We start from the raw sequence: 19477 nt of genomic DNA on the forward strand, positions 1-19477 counted from the left end.
CCCATGACAGAGACAGAATCAGCGATTCTGGCGCACGCCCGGCGATGTGCGCCAGCGGAGTCGTGCGGCTTCGTGGTGAGAACGCCGGAGGGGGAAAGATATTTTCCCTGCGTGAATATCTCCGGTGAGCCGGAGGAGTATTTCCGGATGTCGCCGGAGGACTGGCTGCAGGCAGAAATGCAGGGTGAGATTGTGGCGCTGGTCCACAGTCATCCCGGAGGTCTGCCCTGGCTGAGTGAGGCTGACCGGCGGCTGCAGGTGCAGAGTGATTTGCCGTGGTGGCTGGTCTGCCGGGGGGCGATTCATAAGTTCCGCTGTGTGCCGCATCTTACCGGGCGGCGCTTTGAGCACGGGGTGACGGACTGTTACACGCTGTTCCGGGATGCTTACCATCTGGCGGGGATAGAGATGCCGGATTTTCATCGCGAGGATGACTGGTGGCGTAACGGCCAGAATCTCTATCTGGATAATCTGGAGGCAACGGGGCTGTATCAGGTGCCGTTGTCAGCGGCGCAGCCGGGCGATGTGCTGCTGTGCTGTTTTGGTTCATCGGTGCCGAATCATGCCGCCATTTACTGCGGCGACGGCGAACTGCTGCACCATATTCCTGAACAACTGAGCAAACGAGAGAGGTATACCGATAGATGGCAGCGACGCACACACTCCCTCTGGCGTCACCGGGCATGGCACGCATCTGCCTTTACGGGGATTTGCAACGATTTGGCCGTCGCATCGACCTTCGTGTGAAAACGGGGGCCGAAGCCATCCGGGCGCTGGCCACACAGCTCCCGGCGTTTCGTCAGAAACTGAATGAGGGCTGGTATCAGGTGCGCATTGCCGGGCGTGATGCAGGCGAAAATGAATTATCTGCCCGTCTTAATGAGCCGCTGGCAAATGGTGCCGTGATCCACATCGTACCGCGTCTGGCTGGTGCCAAAAGTGGCGGTGTTTTTCAGGCAGTGCTGGGGGCGGCGCTGATTGCGGTGGCATGGTGGAACCCTGTGGGCTGGCTGGGTGCCGCGGCTGTATCGGGCATGTATGCGGCAGGGGCCAGTATGATCCTGGGAGGTGTGGCGCAGATGCTGGCACCGAAAGCCAGGACGCCCACGGCAGCCAGTACAGATAACGGCAAACAGAACACCTATTTCTCCTCACTGGATAACATGGTTGCTCAGGGCAATGTTTTGCCTGTTCTGTACGGTGAAATGCGTGTGGGGTCGCGGGTGGTTTCTCAGGAGATCAGCACGGCAGACGAAGGGGACGGTGGTCAGGTTGTGGTGATTGGTCGCTGATGCAAAATGTTTTATGTGAAACCGCCTCCGGGCGGTTTTGTCGTTTATGGAGCATGACGAATGGGTAAAGGCAGCAGTAAGGGGCATACCCCGCGCGAAGCGAAGGACAACCTGAAATCCACGCAGTTACTGAGTGTGATCGATGCCATCAGCGAAGGGCCGATAGAAGGTCCGGTGGATGGATTAAAAAGCGTGCTGCTGAACAGTACGCCGGTGCTGGACAGTGAAGGGAATACCAACATCGCCGGTGTCACGGTGGTGTTCCGGGCAGGTGAGCAGGAGCAGACACCGCCGGAGGGTTTTGAATCCTCCGGATCCGAGACGGTGCTGGGTACGGAAGTAAAATATGACACGCCGATCACCCGGACCATCACGTCGGCAAACATCGACCGTCTGCGCTTTACCTTCGGTGTGCAGGCACTGGTGGAAACCACCTCAAAGGGAGACCGGAATCCGTCGGAAGTCCGCCTGCTGGTTCAGATACAGCGTAACGGTGGCTGGGTGACGGAAAAAGACATCACCATTAAGGGCAAAACTACCTCGCAGTATCTGGCCTCGGTGGTGGTGGGTAACCTGCCGCCGCGCCCGTTTAATATCCGGATGCGCAGGATGACGCCGGACAGCACCACAGACCAGCTGCAGAACAAAACGCTCTGGTCGTCATACACCGAAATCATCGATGTGAAACTGTGCTACCCGAACACGGCACTGGTCGGCGTGCAGGTGGACTCGGAACAGTTCGGCAGCCAGCAGGTGAGCCGTAATTATCATCTTCGCGGGCGCATTCTGCAGGTGCCGTCGAACTATAACCCGCAGACGCGGCAATACAGCGGTATCTGGGACGGAACGTTTAAGCCAGCATACAGCAACAACATGGCCTGGTGTCTGTGGGATATGCTGACCCACCCGCGCTACGGCATGGGTAAACGTCTTGGTGCGGCAGATGTGGATAAATGGGCGCTGTATGTCATCGGCCAGTATTGCGACCAGTCGGTGCCGGACGGTTTTGGCGGCACGGAGCCGCGCATCACCTGTAATGCCTACCTGACCACACAGCGTAAGGCGTGGGATGTTCTCAGTGATTTCTGCTCGGCGATGCGCTGTATGCCGGTATGGAACGGGCAGACGCTGACGTTCGTGCAGGACCGACCGTCGGATAAGGTGTGGACCTATAACCGCAGTAATGTGGTGATGCCGGATGATGGCGCGCCGTTCCGCTACAGCTTCAGCGCCCTGAAGGACCGCCATAATGCCATTGAGGTGAACTGGATTGACCCGAATAACGGCTGGGAGACGGCGACAGAGCTTGTTGAAGATACGCAGGCCATTCTCCGTTACGGTCGCAACGTCACGAAGATGGATGCCTTTGGCTGTACCAGCCGGGGGCAGGCACACCGCGCCGGGCTGTGGCTGATTAAAACGGAGCTGCTGGAAACGCAGACCGTGGACTTCAGCGTGGGCGCAGAAGGGCTTCGCCATGTACCGGGTGATGTCATTGAAATCTGTGATGATGACTATGCGGGGATCAGCATCGGCGGGCGTGTGCTGGCGGTGAACAGCCAGACCCGGACGCTGACGCTCGACCGAGAAATCACGCTGCCATCCTCCGGCACCACGCTGATAAGCCTGGTTGACGGGCAGGGGAATCCGGTCAGCGTGGAGGTCCAGTCCGTCACCGACGGCGTGAAGGTGAAAGTGAGCCGGGTTCCTGACGGCGTTGCCGAGTACAGCGTGTGGGGGCTGAAGCTGCCGACGCTGCGCCAGCGCCTGTTCCGTTGTGTGAGTATCCGTGAGAATGACGACGGCACGTATGCCATCACCGCTGTGCAGCATGTGCCGGAGAAAGAGGCCATCGTGGATAACGGGGCGCACTTTGACGGCGACCAGAGCGGCACGGTGAATGGTGTCACGCCGCCAGCGGTGCAGCACCTGACCGCAGAAGTCACCGCAGACAGCGGGGAATACCAGGTGCTGGCGCGCTGGGATACGCCGAAGGTGGTGAAGGGTGTGAGCTTTATGCTTCGCCTGACCGTGGCAGCGGATGACGGCAGTGAGCGGCTGGTCAGCACGGCCCGGACGACGGAAACCACATACCGCTTCACGCAACTGGCGCTGGGAAACTACAGGCTGACAGTCCGGGCGGCAAATGCCTGGGGGCAGCAGGGCGATCCGGCATCGGTATCGTTCCGGATTGCCGCACCGGCAGCGCCGTCGCGGATTGAGCTGACGCCGGGCTATTTTCAGATAACCGCCACGCCGCATCTTGCCGTTTATGATCCGACGGTACAGTTTGAGTTCTGGTTCTCGGAAAAGCGGATTGCGGATATCAGGCAGGTTGAAACCACAGCCCGCTATCTTGGCACGGCGCTGTACTGGATAGCCGCCAGTATCAATATCAAACCGGGCCATGATTATTATTTTTACGTTCGCAGTGTGAACACCGTCGGCAAATCGACATTCGTGGAGGCTGTCGGTCGGGCGAGCGATGATGCGGAAGGTTACCTGGATTTTTTCAAAGGCCAGATAACCGAATCCCATCTCGGCAAGGAGCTGCTGGAAAAAGTCGAGCTGACGGAGGATAACGCCAGCAAACTGGAGGAGTTTTCGAAAGAGTGGAAAGACGCCAACGATAAATGGAATGCCATGTGGGGCGTCAAAATTGAGCAGACCGAAGACGGCAGGCATTATGTCGCGGGGCTTGGCCTCAGCATGGAGGATACGGAGGAAGGCAAACTGAGCCAGTTCCTGGTTGCCGCTAACCGTATCGCGTTTATTGACCCGGCAAACGGGAATGAAACGCCGATGTTTGTGGCGCAGGGCAACCAGATATTCATGAACGAAGTGTTCCTGAAGTATCTGACGGCTCCCACCATTACCAGCGGCGGCAATCCTCCGGTATTTTCCCTGACACCGGACGGGCGGCTGACGGCGAAAAATGCCGATATCAGCGGTAACGTGAATGCGAACTCCGGGACGCTCAATAATGTCACGATTAACCAGAACTGTCTGATTCTGGGAAAACTGTCTGCCAACCAGATTGAAGGTGATATTGTCAAAACGGTGGGAAAAGCCTTTCCGAGAAATGGCAGTTATGCCAGCGGTACAATAACGGTCACTGTGTACGATGATCAGGCTTTTGACCGTCAGATAGTAATCCCACCTGTTCTGTTTCGCGGTGGTAAGCATGAAAACTTCAACAGCAACAACCAACAGTCATACTGGTATTCAACCTGTAAGCTGCAGGTGCTGAAGAACGGACAGGAAATCTTTCAGCAACCCGCGACGGATGTCAGCAGGGTATTTTCATCCGTCATTGATATGCCTGCCGGACACGGTCATGTCACCCTGACTTTCAATGTTTCTTCATATGGTGCTAATAACTGGACGCCAACGACCAGTATCAGCGACCTTCTTGTTGTCGTGATGAAGAAATCAACAGCCGGTATCAGTATCAGTTGAATTTTATAACCCAAATACGGGCGCCAGAAATGGCGCCTTTTTTATTGCAGAAAAGCGAGAGGTAATTATGCGTAAATTATGTGCTGTTATTCTGTCTGCAGTAGTCTGGCTGGTCGCCGCTGGTACGCCAGCGAGTGCAGCAGAGCATCAGTCCACACTAAGCGCCGGGTATCTTCAGTCCCATACAGATATGCCCGGCAACGATGACCTGAAGGGCATTAACGTGAAATACCGTTATGAATTTACGGACACGCTGGGGCTGGTGACGTCATTCAGCTATGCAGGAGACAAGAATCGCCAGCTTACCCGTTACAGCGATACCCGCTGGCATGAAGATTCAGTGCGTAACCGCTGGTTCAGCATGATGGCGGGGCCATCTGTGCGCGTGAATGAATGGTTCAGTGCTTATGCGATGGCGGGTGTGGCTTACAGCCGTGTGTCGACTTTCTCCGGGGATTATCTCCGCGTAACTGATAACAAGGGGAAAACGCACGATGTGCTGACCGGAAGTGATGACGGTCGCCACAGCAACACGTCTCTGGCGTGGGGGGCTGGCGTGCAGTTTAACCCGACCGAATCCGTGGCCATTGACCTTGCTTATGAAGGCTCCGGCAGTGGCGACTGGCGCACTGACGGTTTTATCGTGGGTGTCGGTTATAAATTCTGATTAGCCAGGTAACACAGTGTTATGACAGCCCGCCGGTTCAGGCGGGCTTTTTTGTGGAGTGGATATGGCAGCAGTAAAAATCTCAGGTGTGCTGAAAGATGGTGCGGGAAAACCAATACAGAACTGCACTATTCAACTGAAGGCAAAGCGTAACAGCACCACGGTACTGGTGAACACGGTGGCCTCTGAAAATCCGGATGAAGCCGGGCGTTACAGCATGGATGTTGAGTATGGTCAGTACAGCGTCACCCTGCTGGTTGAAGGTTTTCCGCCTTCACATGCCGGGACCATTACCGTCTATGAAGGTTCCAGACCAGGTACGCTGAATGATTTTCTCGGTGCCATGACGGAAGATGATGTCATGCCGGAGGCATTGCGTCGTTTTGAGGCAATGGTGGAAGAAGCGGCACGCAACGCCGAAGCCGCCTCTCAGAGCGCAGCGGCGGCAAAGAAATCCGAAACTGCAGCGGCATCATCGAAGAACGCGGCGAAAACCTCAGAAACGAATGCAGCTAACAGCGCACAGGCGGCAGCGTCCTCGCAGACTGCATCGGCAAACTCCGCGACAGCTGCCAAAAAATCAGAAACCAACGCGAAAAACAGTGAGACAGCCGCAAAGACGAGCGAAACTAACGCAAAGTCCAGCCAGACGGCAGCGAAAATAAGCGAAACGAATGCCAAAGCCAGTGAAACTGCGGCGAAAAGCAGTCAGGATGCAGCAGCCGAAAGCGAGAGTGCTGCAGCCGGTTCTGCGACTTCAGCAGCTGGATCAGCAACTGCTGCGGCTAACAGCCAGAAAGCTGCGAAGACGAGTGAAACTAACGCAAAGTCCAGCCAGACGGCAGCGAAAATAAGCGAAACGAATGCCAAAGCCAGCGAAACTGCGGCGAAAAACAGTCAGGATGCAGCGGCCCAAAGCGAAAGTGCCGCAGCCGGTTCTGCAAGTGCGGCGGCTACTTCTGCCACTGCATCTGCCAACAGTCAAAAAGCTGCAAAAACCAGTGAAACCAACGCAAAGGCGAGCGAGACTGCGGCGGCTAACTCGGCGAAAGCATCCGCTGCAAGCCAGACGGCTGCAAAAGCAAGTGAAGACGCAGCCAGAGAGTATGCAAGCCAGGCTGCGGAGCCGTATAAACAAGTTTTGCAGCCGCTTCCCGATGTGTGGATACCGTTTAACGATTCATTGGATATGATTACGGGCTTTTCGCCATCATATAAAAAAATTGTTATTGGCGACGATGAAATAACAATGCCTGGCGACAAGATTGTAAAGTTTAAACGCGCATCGAAAGCAACTTACATTAATAAATCTGGTGTGCTGACAGAGGCTGCCATTGACGAGCCACGGTTTGAACGTGATGGCCTGCTTATTGAGGGGCAAAGAACGAACTTCTTCCCGAACAGTACAGACCCTTCGAAGTGGAATAAGTCAACTTCACTGGACGTTACAGAAACAGGCACAGATAGTTTCGGTTTTAATTATGGCCGGTTTGTCGTACAGGATTCGATTGTTGGCACAAGTAAAGCGCATACCATTATAGGGCTGTATTCAAGTACCGGTGGGGTTGATACTTCAGGTGACGAAAAGTATGTAACTATATCCTGCCGGGTAAAAAGTGAAGTTGATAATATCGCCGTTCGTATTTTATTTGAACATTATGATGGGGAAGTAAGGACATCAATAGGAACAGCAAGCCTGAACCTTACCACCCGCATAATTAGCAAGACGGGTCAGACAAGCCGTGTTACAGCAAGGTCTGTTAAGGATGATGCAACTGGCTGGATATTTTTTGAGGCTACATTAAAAGCAGATACAACAGAAAATACGGTTGGTGGTTTCGTCCAGTATTCTCCGGATACAGGTCAGATGGTGGCATCAGGGGATTGTCTCGATGTAACCACTCCCCAGATTGAGGCTGGTACAGGCGCATCATCTTTTATTGTTACGGGGGCTGCACCGGTAACACGGGCAAGCGATATAGTTACAGTCCCAATTAAGAATAATCTTTATAATCTTCCTTTTACGGTTCTTTGTGAGGTACATAAGAACTGGTATAAAACGCCAAATGCAGCACCGCGTGTTTTTGATACCGGCGGTCATCAAACCGGAGCGGCTATTATTCTTGGCTTCGGTTCTTCAGCAGATTACGACGGATTTCCTTATTGCGATATTGGTGGGTCTAACAGACGGATAAACGAAAAAGCATCACTTGAAAAAATGGTTATGGGGATGCGTGTAAAGTCTGATCAGTCTACATGCGCAGTAAGTAACGGGCGTATATCCAGCGAAACAAAAACCACATGGTCCTATATTCAGAGCACCGCAATTATCCGTATTGGAGGCCAGACTACAGCCGGATTACGTCATTTATTTGGTCATATCAGGAATTTCAGAATATGGCACAAGGCATTGACTGATGCTCAGATGGGGGAGTCAATCTAATGAAAGATTTAACACTCAAATTTGCAGACAAGGCCGACTTTTCGGCCTTTATGGATAGCACTGGCTATTATGATGACGAGTCGATGCAGGATGATATTCTTATTGACGTGATAGGTAACGTGTACAAAGAAACCGGAGAACTGAATGAAGATGGCGAACCGGTATGTGTTAAGGAAGACGGATATTTTGTAAACGTGCGCATCATTAATGATGTGAAAACACCGTCAATATTCGATGAATACGTGGTTGCTGTTGAGCATCAACTTCGTGGCTGGATGTGAGGAAGAAAAATGGCTACATCGACAGTAATTCCGGGAGACATTACCACGCTAAAGGGAGATGTCAGTAAAGCTAAGGAAGATATTTCCTCAATTAACGGAAAAGTATCAACGCTTCAGACTGAGATGACCAGTGCAAAGCAGGATATCAGCTCCAGATACACAAAAACTGAAGTTGATAATAAGCTGAAAAACAAAGTGGAAGTGAACGATCTGGAAAGTGGTCGTTATGGTGGAGATTTTTACCCGCTGACTGGTCGTGAAGCGTTTTATTTGTGGGGATTGGGCACGACTACAGCGGCGGCAAACCTTTATCTTAATCCTGACCCCGCAATTTCGTCTGTGCTGCGGTCAACATCGTCTATCCGCTATAAACATTCAGTAGAGACGATAGATTCAGAGCACGCCGATCTCATTTTCAAGATGCGCCCTGTGTGGTACAGGTCGCAATGCGAAAATGACAGGCGTGACTGGGGATTCTACGGGTTGATTGCCGAGGAAGTTGGAGAAATTGCCCCTCAGTTTGTACACTGGCGACCAGCTAACGAGAATGATGCTCCGGAAGCTATTTCCAGCAATGGCCTTGTTGCCGAAGGTGTAATGTACGAACGTCTGGTTGTTCCACTGATTCACCATATCCAGAAACTGACTGAAAGAGTTGATGAACTTGAGTCAGAATTAAAGTTGTTATCAACTTCCCGAAGTGATATCTGATAAAGGAGGAGTAATGGATATAACACCTTTCCTTCATGCGCTTTGTGCTGTGGCTGCGCAGGTGCTGATTGGCCTTTTTACCGGAAACTGGGCTTACGGGGCGATAGCTGGTTGTACGTTCTTCATTGCGCGCGAACACACCCAGGCAGAATATCGCTGGATTGAAATGTTCGGGCATGGCAAGCGTATGAATATGCCGTGGTGGGGCGGTTTTGATCCACGTGCATGGGATGTGGCAAGCCTGATGGATTTTGCTGTGCCGGTGGTGGCGTGTCTGCTGGTCTGGCGGTTAGTTAATCTTGGGTGAAAAAGCATGTTTAGTGTACTTTCCCGAAACTGATAGTAAGTGGCGAGATTAATTACCTGCTTCAGACTGAATGATTTTTTGCAAGCGCCACAGAAGTAATAGGGGTGAGTGAAAAAACATTAGATATTAATAAGTTGCGTTATTACATCATCAGCTCAAAATGATGAATAACTAGAATTCCTGTCATAGCATTAATGGCTGAATTGGTGGGATGATATATCAGATAGAGTATCAATAAAAGCTGGAATGCATGTGGATTCAAATGGTTTTTGGCTAGATGATACTTATATCTATATTATATGAAGTATTTTAATGTTGCTCTGGAGGGAAATAGTGAGAGATGCACGGCGAAGCACGTCTTGAACTAAATATACACAAGTAAATCATGCTTTCGCCGCTGTATTAGAGCTTTGTTTTCAGATTTGTTAATCGCCAGGTATTACCCCACCAAAAAAATGATTTTTTGGTAAAGTGGATGTTCTCATAATTTGTTAATGGCAATTTTAACTGTTCTGTTTAGATCGTATATGGCTCCAAATTTAAAGCTTTCTTTATAGGAAAGGCAAAAAATATCAAGTTTTTGACTAAGATAAATAAGTTTGTTTTTTTCATTAGTGGCGAATTGTTTTATGTTGCTGATTTGATAGTTGCTACGCAAGAAAGAACTAAATTGCTCAATATCATTAACTGCCCAATTCTTTAAAACGCATTTTGTTACAAATGATACACCAAGCACTTCAAGCGGCTTATAATTTCCGAATGGATCTAAAGTGGTTAATTGGTTAGCATTGAATGATGCCCAGCCATTCAATTCTAATTGCAACCTAATAGTGTTGAGCTCACGCATTTTGATCGTGCTTTTATAACGGTAAAATGAAATTGAGTACAGCAATTTGCTATCTTCAAAACCACTATTTAAGCTATTTTTTCTATCAAGTGAGTATAGCTCAAAGCATTCTGCAACTTCATTGTCAGTGAATCCGTTCAGAATCGAAGTGACAAACTTTAGAGTTATAATTGGTGATTTTGGTAGGTATTTATGTGTGGTTAAATACTCATAATTCTGAAACGCTTTTATCCATTCATAGAAATTACAATCAATCTTACGGCAAATTAAGTCGACAAGTGTATTTGAAAGTTCCTTTTCATTTATCTCATGTAATTCTGGACGTACTGATATTGCAATTTCTCTCATAGTAAGCGGTTTTGCTTCATAAAACAAAACATCCAATATGTCATTTAATGAAGCTTGTCCGCTATAATACCTTTTAATCTCAGGTTTTATTTTGTAATTATTCAATGCTAACCATAGCACTCTCTCACTATCACTTGATTCCTCGGTGTTTAATAAAAATGTTGGATCTTGATCCTTGAGAAGCTCCTCAAGAGAGTGATTATGCAAAAATAATAAAATGAAGAAAGAGCATATTGAGTTTAAAAGAATTGTTGATGGTATTCTCCAAGAAAGATGAGGATATGATTTAACGTATTCATATAATGGCGTAGCTGTGTCCAAAATACGCATCAAAATACGGATGTTAACTATGTTGTTATTTTTTACTATATCCTCAAAGAGAATTTTATCTTCCTGTGGGAATTGGGAAAGCTTTCCATTTATTATATCTATATCCAATATTTCCTCTGGATGCGGATTATAATGAAGTGTTTCTGCAATGAGTTTTTCCTTGTGTTCTATTTTTAAACCAGACTCAGTTGATGTATTGGTAATAATAATAAAGTCTAAATTTGAGTTCATCTCGGACATATAAAGAGAATGGCAATATGTCAAAATTTCACTAACTAATGATGTTTCGGATATTCTCTCTATATCATCCAATATAAAAATACCATCCAGTTTTGATAAAATGTTTTCTCTAACACTTGCACCAATAGAATTAAACATGCTGTTAATAATATTGGCACTTGCAGGTGAGCCGCTGGCAATGCTACCTATTCCTGATAGACTTTCGAGCCCGGATTTAAATGTTTGTATATCTTGCAGGTAGTAACAATCTATAATTTTAGCTTTGAAATCTGATAAGGATTTAATACCTAGTAAAGAAATATAATAGAAAATGTTTTTATCATAGTACTTGGGAAATTTTTTTCTGATAAAGTGAGTCTTTCCTGTACCCCAGTTCCCATCAAGCAAAATCAGACCATCTCTTTTTTGTGAAAGTAGATGTATTATTTTTATAATAAGATTGCTGTTAGAGTATTTCATCAAGTTTTCTGGCTCGCTGTTAAAAATAAAACAGTATATGAAAATAATTTTCCTGTAATCTTATAAAAAATGATAATCCATCTCAAACAGCAGACACAAGGCTCCCTACTTGATTTTTAATCATCCGTACAGTGCGCGACACATCGTGCCAGATATACTTACTTGTCGGTATTGTATCATCGGCAACTATCACCTCAGCCTCTTTTCTCCATCATCTGACCTCATACCCTAGTGAGCTTTATATGCCGACAGTGCTAGTAGTCGCTAGTCGTGAGAATTAACTAGATTATTGTCAGTTGCTGGCGTCACTATCAAGAAACCTTCCGCTTATCTTTCTTTAGGTTCGGATGGTGTGCATCTGTATTAATTTGTGGTTACCATTAATTCGATGAATAAATAGTGTTATTTTTTGTCTCATTCCTTTTCCGTTTGTACCAACAATCAGCGATATAAAATCACAATTATCAACTAAAACAGCCTAGTTAGACGATGTACCTCATTGAAGCGATGACAATGTTAGTCAATGTCAAACAGAGATAGTGCAATCACTACTTTTTTAGTGTTACCATGATTTTACTGGGTGAAAAACTTGCTGTGTCGATTTTTCATTTGTGTACCAAATTGTGTACCAATTTAGCGACTGTTGGCTAGATGGATGCGCAATGAATTGAAAACAAACAAATTTTCTCTTTGTATGTGATCTTTCGTGTGGGTCACCACTGCAAATAAGGATATAACATGCCTGTTATTACTCTTCCTGATGGCAGCCAACGCCATTACGACCACGCTGTAAGCCCCATGGATGTTGCGCTGGACATTGGTCCAGGTCTGGCGAAAGCCTGTATCGCAGGGCGCGTTAATGGCGAACTGGTAGATGCGTGCGATTTGATTGAAAACGACGCTAAACTGGCGATCATTACCGCTAAAGACGAAGAAGGTCTGGAGATCATTCGTCACTCCTGCGCGCACCTGTTAGGGCACGCAATTAAACAACTTTGGCCGCATACCAAAATGGCAATCGGCCCGGTTATTGACAACGGTTTCTATTACGACGTTGATCTTGACCGCACGTTAACCCAGGAAGATGTCGAAGCACTCGAGAAGCGGATGCATGAGCTTGCTGAGAAAAACTACGACGTCATTAAGAAGAAAGTCAGCTGGCACGAAGCGCGTGAAACGTTCGTTAAACGCGGCGAGAGCTATAAAGTCTCCATCCTGGACGAAAACATCGCCCATGATGACCAGCCTGGCCTCTATTTCCACGAAGAATATGTCGATATGTGCCGCGGTCCGCACGTACCGAATATGCGTTTCTGCCACCATTTCAAACTGATGAAAACGGCAGGGGCCTACTGGCGCGGCGACAGCAACAACAAAATGTTGCAACGTATTTATGGTACTGCGTGGGCAGATAAAAAAGCCCTCAACGCGTATCTGCAGCGTCTGGAAGAAGCCGCTAAACGCGACCACCGTAAAATCGGTAAACAGCTCGACCTGTACCATATGCAGGAAGAAGCGCCGGGTATGGTGTTCTGGCACAATGACGGCTGGACCATCTTCCGTGAACTGGAAGTGTTCGTTCGCTCTAAACTGAAAGAGTACCAGTATCAGGAAGTTAAAGGCCCGTTTATGATGGACCGCGTCCTGTGGGAAAAAACCGGTCACTGGGAAAACTATAAAGATGCAATGTTCACCACCTCTTCTGAGAACCGTGAATACTGCATTAAGCCGATGAACTGTCCGGGTCACGTACAAATCTTTAACCAGGGGCTGAAGTCGTATCGCGATCTGCCGCTGCGTATGGCCGAGTTCGGTAGCTGCCACCGTAACGAGCCGTCAGGATCCCTGCACGGCCTGATGCGCGTGCGTGGTTTTACCCAGGATGACGCGCATATCTTCTGTACTGAAGAACAAATTCGCGATGAAGTTAACGGATGTATCCGTTTAGTCTATGATATGTACAGCACTTTTGGCTTCGAGAAGATCGTGGTCAAGCTTTCCACTCGTCCTGAAAAACGTATTGGCAGTGACGAAATGTGGGATCGTGCTGAGGCGGACCTGGCAGTTGCGCTGGAAGAAAACAACATCCCGTTTGAGTATCAACTGGGTGAAGGCGCGTTCTACGGTCCGAAAATTGAATTTACCCTGTATGACTGCCTCGATCGTGCATGGCAGTGCGGTACAGTACAGCTGGACTTCTCCTTACCGTCTCGTCTGAGCGCTTCCTATGTAGGCGAAGACAACGAGCGTAAGGTTCCGGTAATGATTCACCGTGCAATTCTTGGGTCGATGGAACGTTTCATCGGTATCCTGACCGAAGAGTTCGCTGGTTTCTTCCCGACCTGGCTTGCGCCGGTTCAGGTTGTTATCATGAACATTACGGATTCACAGTCTGAATACGTTAACGAATTGACGCAAAAACTATCAAATGCGGGCATTCGTGTTAAAGCAGACTTGAGAAATGAGAAGATTGGCTTTAAAATCCGCGAGCACACTTTGCGTCGCGTCCCATATATGCTGGTCTGTGGTGATAAAGAGGTGGAATCTGGCAAAGTTGCCGTTCGCACCCGCCGTGGTAAAGACCTGGGAAGCATGGACGTAAATGAAGTGATCGAGAAGCTGCAACAAGAGATTCGCAGCCGCAGTCTTAAACAATTGGAGGAATAAGGTATTAAAGGCGGAAAACGAGTTCAAACGGCGCGTCCTAACCGTATCAATGGCGAAATTCGCGCCCAGGAAGTTCGCTTAACAGGTTTGGAAGGCGAGCAGCTTGGTATTGTGAGTCTGAGAGAAGCTCTGGAGAAAGCTGAAGAAGCCGGAGTAGACTTAGTCGAGATCAGCCCTAACGCCGAGCCGCCGGTTTGTCGTATAATGGATTACGGCAAATTCCTCTATGAAAAGAGCAAGTCTTCTAAGGAACAGAAGAAAAAGCAAAAAGTTATCCAGGTTAAGGAAATTAAATTCCGTCCTGGTACAGATGAAGGCGACTATCAGGTAAAACTCCGCAGCCTGATTCGCTTTCTCGAAGAGGGTGATAAAGCCAAAATCACGCTGCGTTTCCGCGGTCGTGAGATGGCGCACCAGCAAATCGGTATGGAAGTGCTTAATCGCGTGAAAGACGATTTGCAAGAACTGGCAGTGGTCGAATCCTTCCCAACGAAGATCGAAGGCCGCCAGATGATCATGGTGCTCGCTCCTAAGAAGAAACAGTAAGGCCATCAAGTAATCATTCCTGTGGGCCTCGGCTCACAGGGTGATTCGCCTTTGTTTCTGTTTATCAACAATGCGAAGTGGAAGTTATTAAAATGCCAAAAATTAAGACCGTACGCGGTGCTGCTAAGCGCTTCAAAAAAACCGGTAAAGGTGGTTTTAAGCACAAGCACGCTAACCTGCGTCACATTCTGACCAAAAAAGCGACCAAACGTAAACGTCACCTGCGTCCGAAAGCCATGGTTTCCAAAGGCGATCTGGGCCTGGTAATCGCGTGCCTGCCGTACGCATAAACCGTTAACGTTTTTTAACTTTTTAATTAGAATATAGATACAGGAGAGCACATATGGCTCGCGTAAAACGTGGTGTTATTGCACGCGCACGTCACAAGAAAATTTTGAAACAAGCTAAAGGCTACTACGGTGCGCGTTCTCGCGTATACCGCGTTGCCTTCCAGGCTGTTATCAAAGCTGGTCAGTATGCTTACCGTGACCGTCGTCAACGTAAGCGTCAGTTCCGTCAACTGTGGATTGCGCGTATCAACGCAGCAGCACGTCAGAACGGTATTTCTTACAGCAAATTCATCAATGGTCTGAAAAAAGCCTCTGTTGAAATCGACCGTAAGATCCTGGCTGATATCGCAGTATTCGACAAAGTAGCGTTCACCGCTCTGGTTGAAAAAGCGAAAGCAGCTCTGGCATAAGCCAGTTGAAAGAGGGAGCTAGTCTCCCTCTTTTCGTTTCAACACCATCAAAACATTGACTTTTATCGCCGTAGCCTTTTCAATAAAGGTCTTTTGAAAAGTACCAAAAGGTAACGCAAGCAATGAATGCTGCTATTTTCCGCTTCTTTTTTTACTTTAGCACCTGACTCCAGGAGGCTAGCGCGTGAGAAGAGAAACGGAAAACAGCGCCTGAAAGCCTCCCAGTGGAGGCTTTTTTCGTATGCGCGTTTTGAAAAATAAAAAGCCTGTCTCATCAGGCGTAATTGTCGCAGCCAGTCTGGACACGGCCAGCGCGGAGAAACCGGAGCGTACTTAAGTACGTGAGGATTTCGAGCACTGCCCGGGACCAAAATGGCAAGTAAAATAGCCTGATGGGATAGGCTCTAAGTCCAACGAACCAGTGTCACCACTGACACAATGAGGAAAACCATGTCACATCTCGCAGAACTGGTTGCCAGTGCGAAGGCGGCCATTAGCCAGGCGTCAGATGTTGCCGCGTTAGACAATGTGCGCGTCGAATATTTGGGTAAAAAAGGGCACTTAACCCTTCAGATGACGACCCTGCGTGAGCTGCCGCCAGAAGAGCGTCCGGCAGCTGGTGCGGTTATCAACGAAGCGAAAGAGCAAGTTCAGCAGGCGCTGAATGCGCGTAAAGCTGAACTGGAAAGCGCAGCGCTGAATGCGCGTCTGGCTGCGGAAACTATCGATGTTTCCCTCCCTGGTCGTCGTATCGAAAACGGTGGCCTGCACCCGGTTACCCGCACTATCGACCGTATCGAAAGTTTCTTCGGTGAGCTTGGCTTCACCGTGGCAACCGGGCCGGAAATCGAAGACGATTATCATAACTTCGATGCTCTGAACATTCCTGGTCACCACCCGGCGCGCGCTGACCACGACACTTTCTGGTTTGACGCTACCCGCCTGCTGCGTACCCAGACCTCTGGCGTACAGATCCGCACCATGAAAGCCCAGCAGCCGCCGATTCGTATTATCGCGCCTGGCCGCGTTTACCGTAACGACTACGACCAGACTCACACGCCGATGTTCCATCAGATGGAAGGTCTGATTGTTGATACCAACATCAGCTTTACCAACCTGAAAGGCACGCTGCACGACTTCCTGCGTAACTTCTTTGAAGAAGATTTGCAGATTCGCTTCCGTCCTTCCTACTTCCCGTTCACCGAACCTTCTGCAGAAGTGGACGTCATGGGTAAAAACGGTAAATGGCTGGAAGTACTGGGCTGCGGGATGGTGCATCCGAACGTGCTGCGTAATGTTGGCATCGATCCGGAAGTTTACTCCGGTTTCGCCTTCGGTATGGGGATGGAGCGTCTGACCATGTTGCGTTACGGCGTCACCGACCTGCGTTCATTCTTCGAAAACGATCTGCGTTTCCTCAAACAGTTTAAATAAGGCAGGAATAGATTATGAAATTCAGTGAACTGTGGTTACGCGAATGGGTGAACCCGGCGATCGATAGTGATGCGCTGGCGAATCAAATCACGATGGCGGGCCTGGAAGTTGACGGTGTAGAACCGGTTGCCGGTAGCTTCCACGGCGTGGTCGTTGGTGAAGTGGTTGAATGTGCGCAGCATCCGAATGCTGACAAACTGCGAGTGACCAAAGTCAATGTCGGTGGCGATCGCCTGCTGGACATCGTCTGCGGCGCGCCAAACTGTCGTCAGGGCCTGCGTGTGGCGGTAGCAACTATTGGTGCTGTACTGCCGGGCGATTTCAAAATTAAAGCCGCGAAACTGCGCGGTGAACCGTCTGAAGGGATGCTGTGCTCCTTCTCTGAGCTGGGTATTTCTGACGATCATAACGGTATTATCGAACTGCCTGCGGATGCGCCAATTGGCACCGACATCCGTGAATACCTGAAACTTGATGACAACACCATCGAAATCAGTGTGACGCCAAACCGTGCAGACTGCTTAGGCATTATCGGCGTAGCGCGTGATGTTGCCGTGCTGAACCAGCTTCCGCTGGTTGAACCGGAAATTGTCCCGGTTGGTGCAACCATCGATGACACGCTGCCGATTGCGGTAGAAGCGCCGGAAGCCTGCCCGCGTTATCTTGGCCGCGTAGTAAAAGGCATTAACGTTAAAGCGCCAACTCCGCTGTGGATGAAAGAAAAACTGCGTCGTTGCGGGATTCGTTCTATCGATGCAGTGGTTGACGTCACCAACTACGTGCTGCTCGAACTGGGTCAGCCGATGCACGCTTTCGACAAAGATCGCATTGAAGGCGGCATTGTGGTGCGGATGGCGAAAGAGGGCGAAACGCTGGTACTGCTCGACGGTACCGAAGCGAAGCTGAACGCTGACACCCTGGTCATCGCCGACCACAACAAGGCGCTGGCGATGGGCGGTATCTTCGGTGGCGAACACTCTGGAGTGAATGACGAAACGCAAAACGTCCTGCTGGAATGCGCGTTCTTCAGCCCGCTGTCTATCACCGGTCGTGCTCGTCGTCATGGCCTGCATACTGATGCTTCTCACCGTTATGAGCGTGGTGTTGATCCGGCACTGCAGCACAAAGCAATGGAACGTGCGACCCGTCTGCTGATCGATATCTGCGGCGGTGAAGCTGGCCCGGTTATCGATATCACTAACGAAGCAACGTTGCCGAAGCGTGCGACCATCACTCTGCGTCGTAGCAAATTGGATCGTCTGATCGGCCATCATATTGCCGATGCACAGGTGACTGACATTCTGCGTCGTCTCGGCTGTGAAGTTACCGAAGGCAAGGACGAGTGGCAGGCTGTTGCACCGAGCTGGCGTTTCGACATGGAGATTGAAGAAGATCTGGTCGAAGAAGTGGCGCGTGTTTACGGCTACAACAACATCCCGGATGAACCGGTGCAGGCGAGCCTGATTATGGGGACTCACCGTGAAGCCGATTTGTCACTCAAGCGCGTGAAAACGCTGCTCAACGACAAAGGCTATCAGGAAGTGATCACCTATAGCTTCGTTGATCCGAAAGTGCAACAGATGATCCACCCGGGCGTTGAAGCCTTACTGCTGCCAAGCCCGATTTCCGTTGAAATGTCGGCAATGCGTCTTTCTCTGTGGACCGGTCTGCTGGCAACTGTAGTGTACAACCAGAACCGTCAGCAAAACCGTGTGCGCATTTTTGAAAGCGGTCTGCGCTTCGTGCCAGATACGCAGGCGCCATTGGGCATTCGTCAGGATCTGATGTTAGCCGGTGTGATTTGCGGTAACCGTTACGAAGAGCACTGGAACCTGGCAAAAGAGACTGTTGATTTCTATGATTTGAAAGGCGATCTTGAATCCGTTCTCGACCTGACCGGTAAACTGGCTGATGTTGAGTTCCGTGCAGAAGCGAATCCGGCACTGCATCCGGGACAATCCGCAGCGATTTATCTGAAAGGTGAACGTATTGGTTTTGTTGGGGTTGTTCATCCTGAACTGGAACGTAAACTGGATCTTAACGGTCGCACTCTGGTGTTTGAACTGGAGTGGAACAAGCTCGCAGACCGCGTGGTGCCTCAAGCGCGCGAGATTTCGCGCTTCCCGGCGAACCGTCGTGACATCGCGGTTGTGGTTGCAGAAAACGTTCCCGCAGCGGATATTTTATCCGAATGTAAGAAAGTTGGCGTAAATCAGGTAGTTGGCGTAAACTTGTTTGACGTGTACCGCGGTAAGGGTGTTGCGGAGGGGTATAAGAGCCTCGCCATAAGCCTGATCCTGCAAGATACCAGCCGTACACTCGAAGAAGAGGAGATTGCCGCTACCGTCGCCAAATGTGTAGAGGCATTAAAAGAGCGATTCCAGGCATCATTGAGGGATTGAACCTATGGCGCTTACAAAAGCTGAAATGTCAGAATATCTGTTTGATAAGCTTGGGCTTAGCAAGCGGGATGCCAAAGAACTGGTTGAACTGTTTTTCGAAGAGATCCGTCGCGCTCTGGAAAACGGCGAGCAGGTGAAACTCTCTGGTTTTGGTAACTTCGATCTGCGTGATAAGAATCAACGCCCGGGACGTAACCCGAAAACGGGCGAGGATATTCCCATTACAGCACGGCGCGTGGTGACCTTCAGACCCGGGCAGAAGTTAAAAAGCCGGGTCGAAAACGCCACACCCAAAGACGAGTAATCTGATCTAACTAAAAAGGCCGCTCTGCGGCCTTTTTTCT

At 49.4% G+C, this 19477-nt stretch carries 17 protein-coding genes and 1 other annotated feature; of the genes, 16 read left to right on the forward strand and 1 reads right to left on the reverse strand.

Going from position 1 to position 19477, the window contains the following annotated elements:
• Positions 1-3 precede the first annotated feature (3 nt).
• From FEK43_RS18040 to FEK43_RS18075, 8 genes are all read left to right on the forward strand, one after another.
• On the forward strand, positions 4-747 hold the full coding sequence (locus FEK43_RS18040; protein ID WP_135406871.1) for a C40 family peptidase: 744 nt from the start codon (positions 4-6) through the stop codon (positions 745-747).
• Positions 645-1292, forward strand: coding sequence for a tail assembly protein (locus tag FEK43_RS18045; protein ID WP_135406868.1), 648 nt, complete (start codon positions 645-647; stop codon positions 1290-1292). Before FEK43_RS18040 ends, FEK43_RS18045 begins: the two co-directional genes overlap by 103 nt.
• A 60-nt stretch (positions 1293-1352) precedes the next feature.
• Positions 1353-4751: a host specificity protein J gene (locus FEK43_RS18050; protein WP_138158676.1), complete on the forward strand. Its 3399-nt coding sequence runs from the start codon at positions 1353-1355 to the stop codon at positions 4749-4751.
• A 67-nt stretch (positions 4752-4818) separates the two neighbouring features.
• Entirely contained in the window at positions 4819-5418 is a 600-nt protein-coding gene (locus tag FEK43_RS18055) for an Ail/Lom family outer membrane beta-barrel protein (RefSeq protein ID WP_135406864.1), read from the forward strand.
• A gap of 64 nt (positions 5419-5482) precedes the next feature.
• The gene (locus FEK43_RS18060) at positions 5483-7861 is read left to right on the forward strand and encodes a prophage tail fiber N-terminal domain-containing protein (RefSeq protein WP_138158678.1); all 2379 of its coding nucleotides are present in this window, start codon (positions 5483-5485) and stop codon (positions 7859-7861) included.
• A complete protein-coding gene (locus tag FEK43_RS18065; RefSeq protein ID WP_135406861.1) occupies positions 7861-8142 on the forward strand; it encodes a hypothetical protein in 282 nt (93 codons plus the stop codon). Before FEK43_RS18060 ends, FEK43_RS18065 begins: the two co-directional genes overlap by 1 nt.
• A gap of 9 nt (positions 8143-8151) precedes the next feature.
• Entirely contained in the window at positions 8152-8853 is a 702-nt protein-coding gene (locus tag FEK43_RS18070; protein WP_135406858.1) for a tail fiber domain-containing protein, read from the forward strand.
• A 13-nt stretch (positions 8854-8866) separates the two neighbouring features.
• Positions 8867-9160 carry a hypothetical protein gene (locus FEK43_RS18075; RefSeq protein WP_135406855.1) on the forward strand — a complete coding sequence of 98 codons (294 nt, stop codon included), beginning with the start codon at positions 8867-8869 and terminating at the stop codon, positions 9158-9160.
• 481 nt (positions 9161-9641) lie between these two features.
• Here FEK43_RS18075 and FEK43_RS18080 read toward each other — a convergent pair whose 3' ends face one another.
• On the reverse strand, positions 9642-11384 hold the full coding sequence (locus FEK43_RS18080; RefSeq protein ID WP_138158680.1) for a P-loop NTPase fold protein: 1743 nt from the start codon (positions 11382-11384) through the stop codon (positions 9642-9644).
• Positions 11385-12122: 738 nt separating this feature from the next.
• Here FEK43_RS18080 and thrS point away from each other — a divergent pair.
• From thrS to ihfA, 8 genes are all read left to right on the forward strand, one after another.
• On the forward strand, positions 12123-14051 hold the full coding sequence (gene thrS, locus FEK43_RS18085) for a threonine--tRNA ligase (protein ID WP_130208286.1): 1929 nt from the start codon (positions 12123-12125) through the stop codon (positions 14049-14051).
• Between the two features lie 3 nt (positions 14052-14054).
• The gene (gene infC, locus FEK43_RS18090; RefSeq protein ID WP_001700733.1) at positions 14055-14597 is read left to right on the forward strand and encodes a translation initiation factor IF-3; all 543 of its coding nucleotides are present in this window, start codon (positions 14055-14057) and stop codon (positions 14595-14597) included.
• Between the two features lie 92 nt (positions 14598-14689).
• Positions 14690-14887 carry a 50S ribosomal protein L35 gene (rpmI, locus tag FEK43_RS18095; protein ID WP_001124225.1) on the forward strand — a complete coding sequence of 66 codons (198 nt, stop codon included), beginning with the start codon at positions 14690-14692 and terminating at the stop codon, positions 14885-14887.
• Between the two features lie 53 nt (positions 14888-14940).
• Positions 14941-15297 (forward strand): 50S ribosomal protein L20, encoded by a 357-nt coding sequence (gene rplT / locus FEK43_RS18100; protein WP_000124850.1) that lies wholly within the window; start codon positions 14941-14943, stop codon positions 15295-15297.
• A 116-nt stretch (positions 15298-15413) separates the two neighbouring features.
• Positions 15414-15538: a sequence feature (Phe leader region), on the forward strand.
• Positions 15420-15464, forward strand: a complete 45-nt coding sequence (gene pheM, locus FEK43_RS22870; RefSeq protein ID WP_001386830.1) for a pheST operon leader peptide PheM — start codon at positions 15420-15422, stop codon at positions 15462-15464. It overlaps the preceding feature by 45 nt.
• Before the next feature lie 209 nt (positions 15539-15747).
• Positions 15748-16731, forward strand: coding sequence for a phenylalanine--tRNA ligase subunit alpha (gene pheS, locus FEK43_RS18110; protein ID WP_000018588.1), 984 nt, complete (start codon positions 15748-15750; stop codon positions 16729-16731).
• A gap of 14 nt (positions 16732-16745) precedes the next feature.
• Positions 16746-19133: a phenylalanine--tRNA ligase subunit beta gene (pheT, locus tag FEK43_RS18115; protein WP_130259846.1), complete on the forward strand. Its 2388-nt coding sequence runs from the start codon at positions 16746-16748 to the stop codon at positions 19131-19133.
• A 4-nt stretch (positions 19134-19137) separates the two neighbouring features.
• Complete coding sequence (gene ihfA / locus FEK43_RS18120) at positions 19138-19437, forward strand: integration host factor subunit alpha (protein ID WP_002440155.1); 300 nt, start codon at positions 19138-19140, stop codon at positions 19435-19437.
• Positions 19438-19477: the final 40 nt, after the last annotated feature.

This window comes from Escherichia sp. E2562, assembly GCF_005781075.1.
GTDB lineage: Bacteria > Pseudomonadota > Gammaproteobacteria > Enterobacterales > Enterobacteriaceae > Escherichia.

What these genes read in the sequence shown, in the direction of transcription:
- FEK43_RS18040 (WP_135406871.1), top strand. Translation starts at nt 4, where the DNA reads ATGACAGAGACAGAATCAGCGATTCTGGCGCACGCCCGGCGATGTGCG.
- FEK43_RS18070 (WP_135406858.1), top strand. Translation starts at nt 8,152, where the DNA reads ATGGCTACATCGACAGTAATTCCGGGAGACATTACCACGCTAAAGGGA.
- pheT (WP_130259846.1), top strand. Translation starts at nt 16,746, where the DNA reads ATGAAATTCAGTGAACTGTGGTTACGCGAATGGGTGAACCCGGCGATC.
- rpmI (WP_001124225.1), top strand. Translation starts at nt 14,690, where the DNA reads ATGCCAAAAATTAAGACCGTACGCGGTGCTGCTAAGCGCTTCAAAAAA.
- ihfA (WP_002440155.1), top strand. Translation starts at nt 19,138, where the DNA reads ATGGCGCTTACAAAAGCTGAAATGTCAGAATATCTGTTTGATAAGCTT.
- rplT (WP_000124850.1), top strand. Translation starts at nt 14,941, where the DNA reads ATGGCTCGCGTAAAACGTGGTGTTATTGCACGCGCACGTCACAAGAAA.
- FEK43_RS18075 (WP_135406855.1), top strand. Translation starts at nt 8,867, where the DNA reads ATGGATATAACACCTTTCCTTCATGCGCTTTGTGCTGTGGCTGCGCAG.
- FEK43_RS18045 (WP_135406868.1), top strand. Translation starts at nt 645, where the DNA reads ATGGCAGCGACGCACACACTCCCTCTGGCGTCACCGGGCATGGCACGC.
- FEK43_RS18060 (WP_138158678.1), top strand. Translation starts at nt 5,483, where the DNA reads ATGGCAGCAGTAAAAATCTCAGGTGTGCTGAAAGATGGTGCGGGAAAA.
- FEK43_RS18065 (WP_135406861.1), top strand. Translation starts at nt 7,861, where the DNA reads ATGAAAGATTTAACACTCAAATTTGCAGACAAGGCCGACTTTTCGGCC.
- FEK43_RS18050 (WP_138158676.1), top strand. Translation starts at nt 1,353, where the DNA reads ATGGGTAAAGGCAGCAGTAAGGGGCATACCCCGCGCGAAGCGAAGGAC.
- thrS (WP_130208286.1), top strand. Translation starts at nt 12,123, where the DNA reads ATGCCTGTTATTACTCTTCCTGATGGCAGCCAACGCCATTACGACCAC.
- FEK43_RS18080 (WP_138158680.1), bottom strand. Translation starts at nt 11,384, where the DNA reads ATGAAATACTCTAACAGCAATCTTATTATAAAAATAATACATCTACTT.
- FEK43_RS18055 (WP_135406864.1), top strand. Translation starts at nt 4,819, where the DNA reads ATGCGTAAATTATGTGCTGTTATTCTGTCTGCAGTAGTCTGGCTGGTC.
- pheS (WP_000018588.1), top strand. Translation starts at nt 15,748, where the DNA reads ATGTCACATCTCGCAGAACTGGTTGCCAGTGCGAAGGCGGCCATTAGC.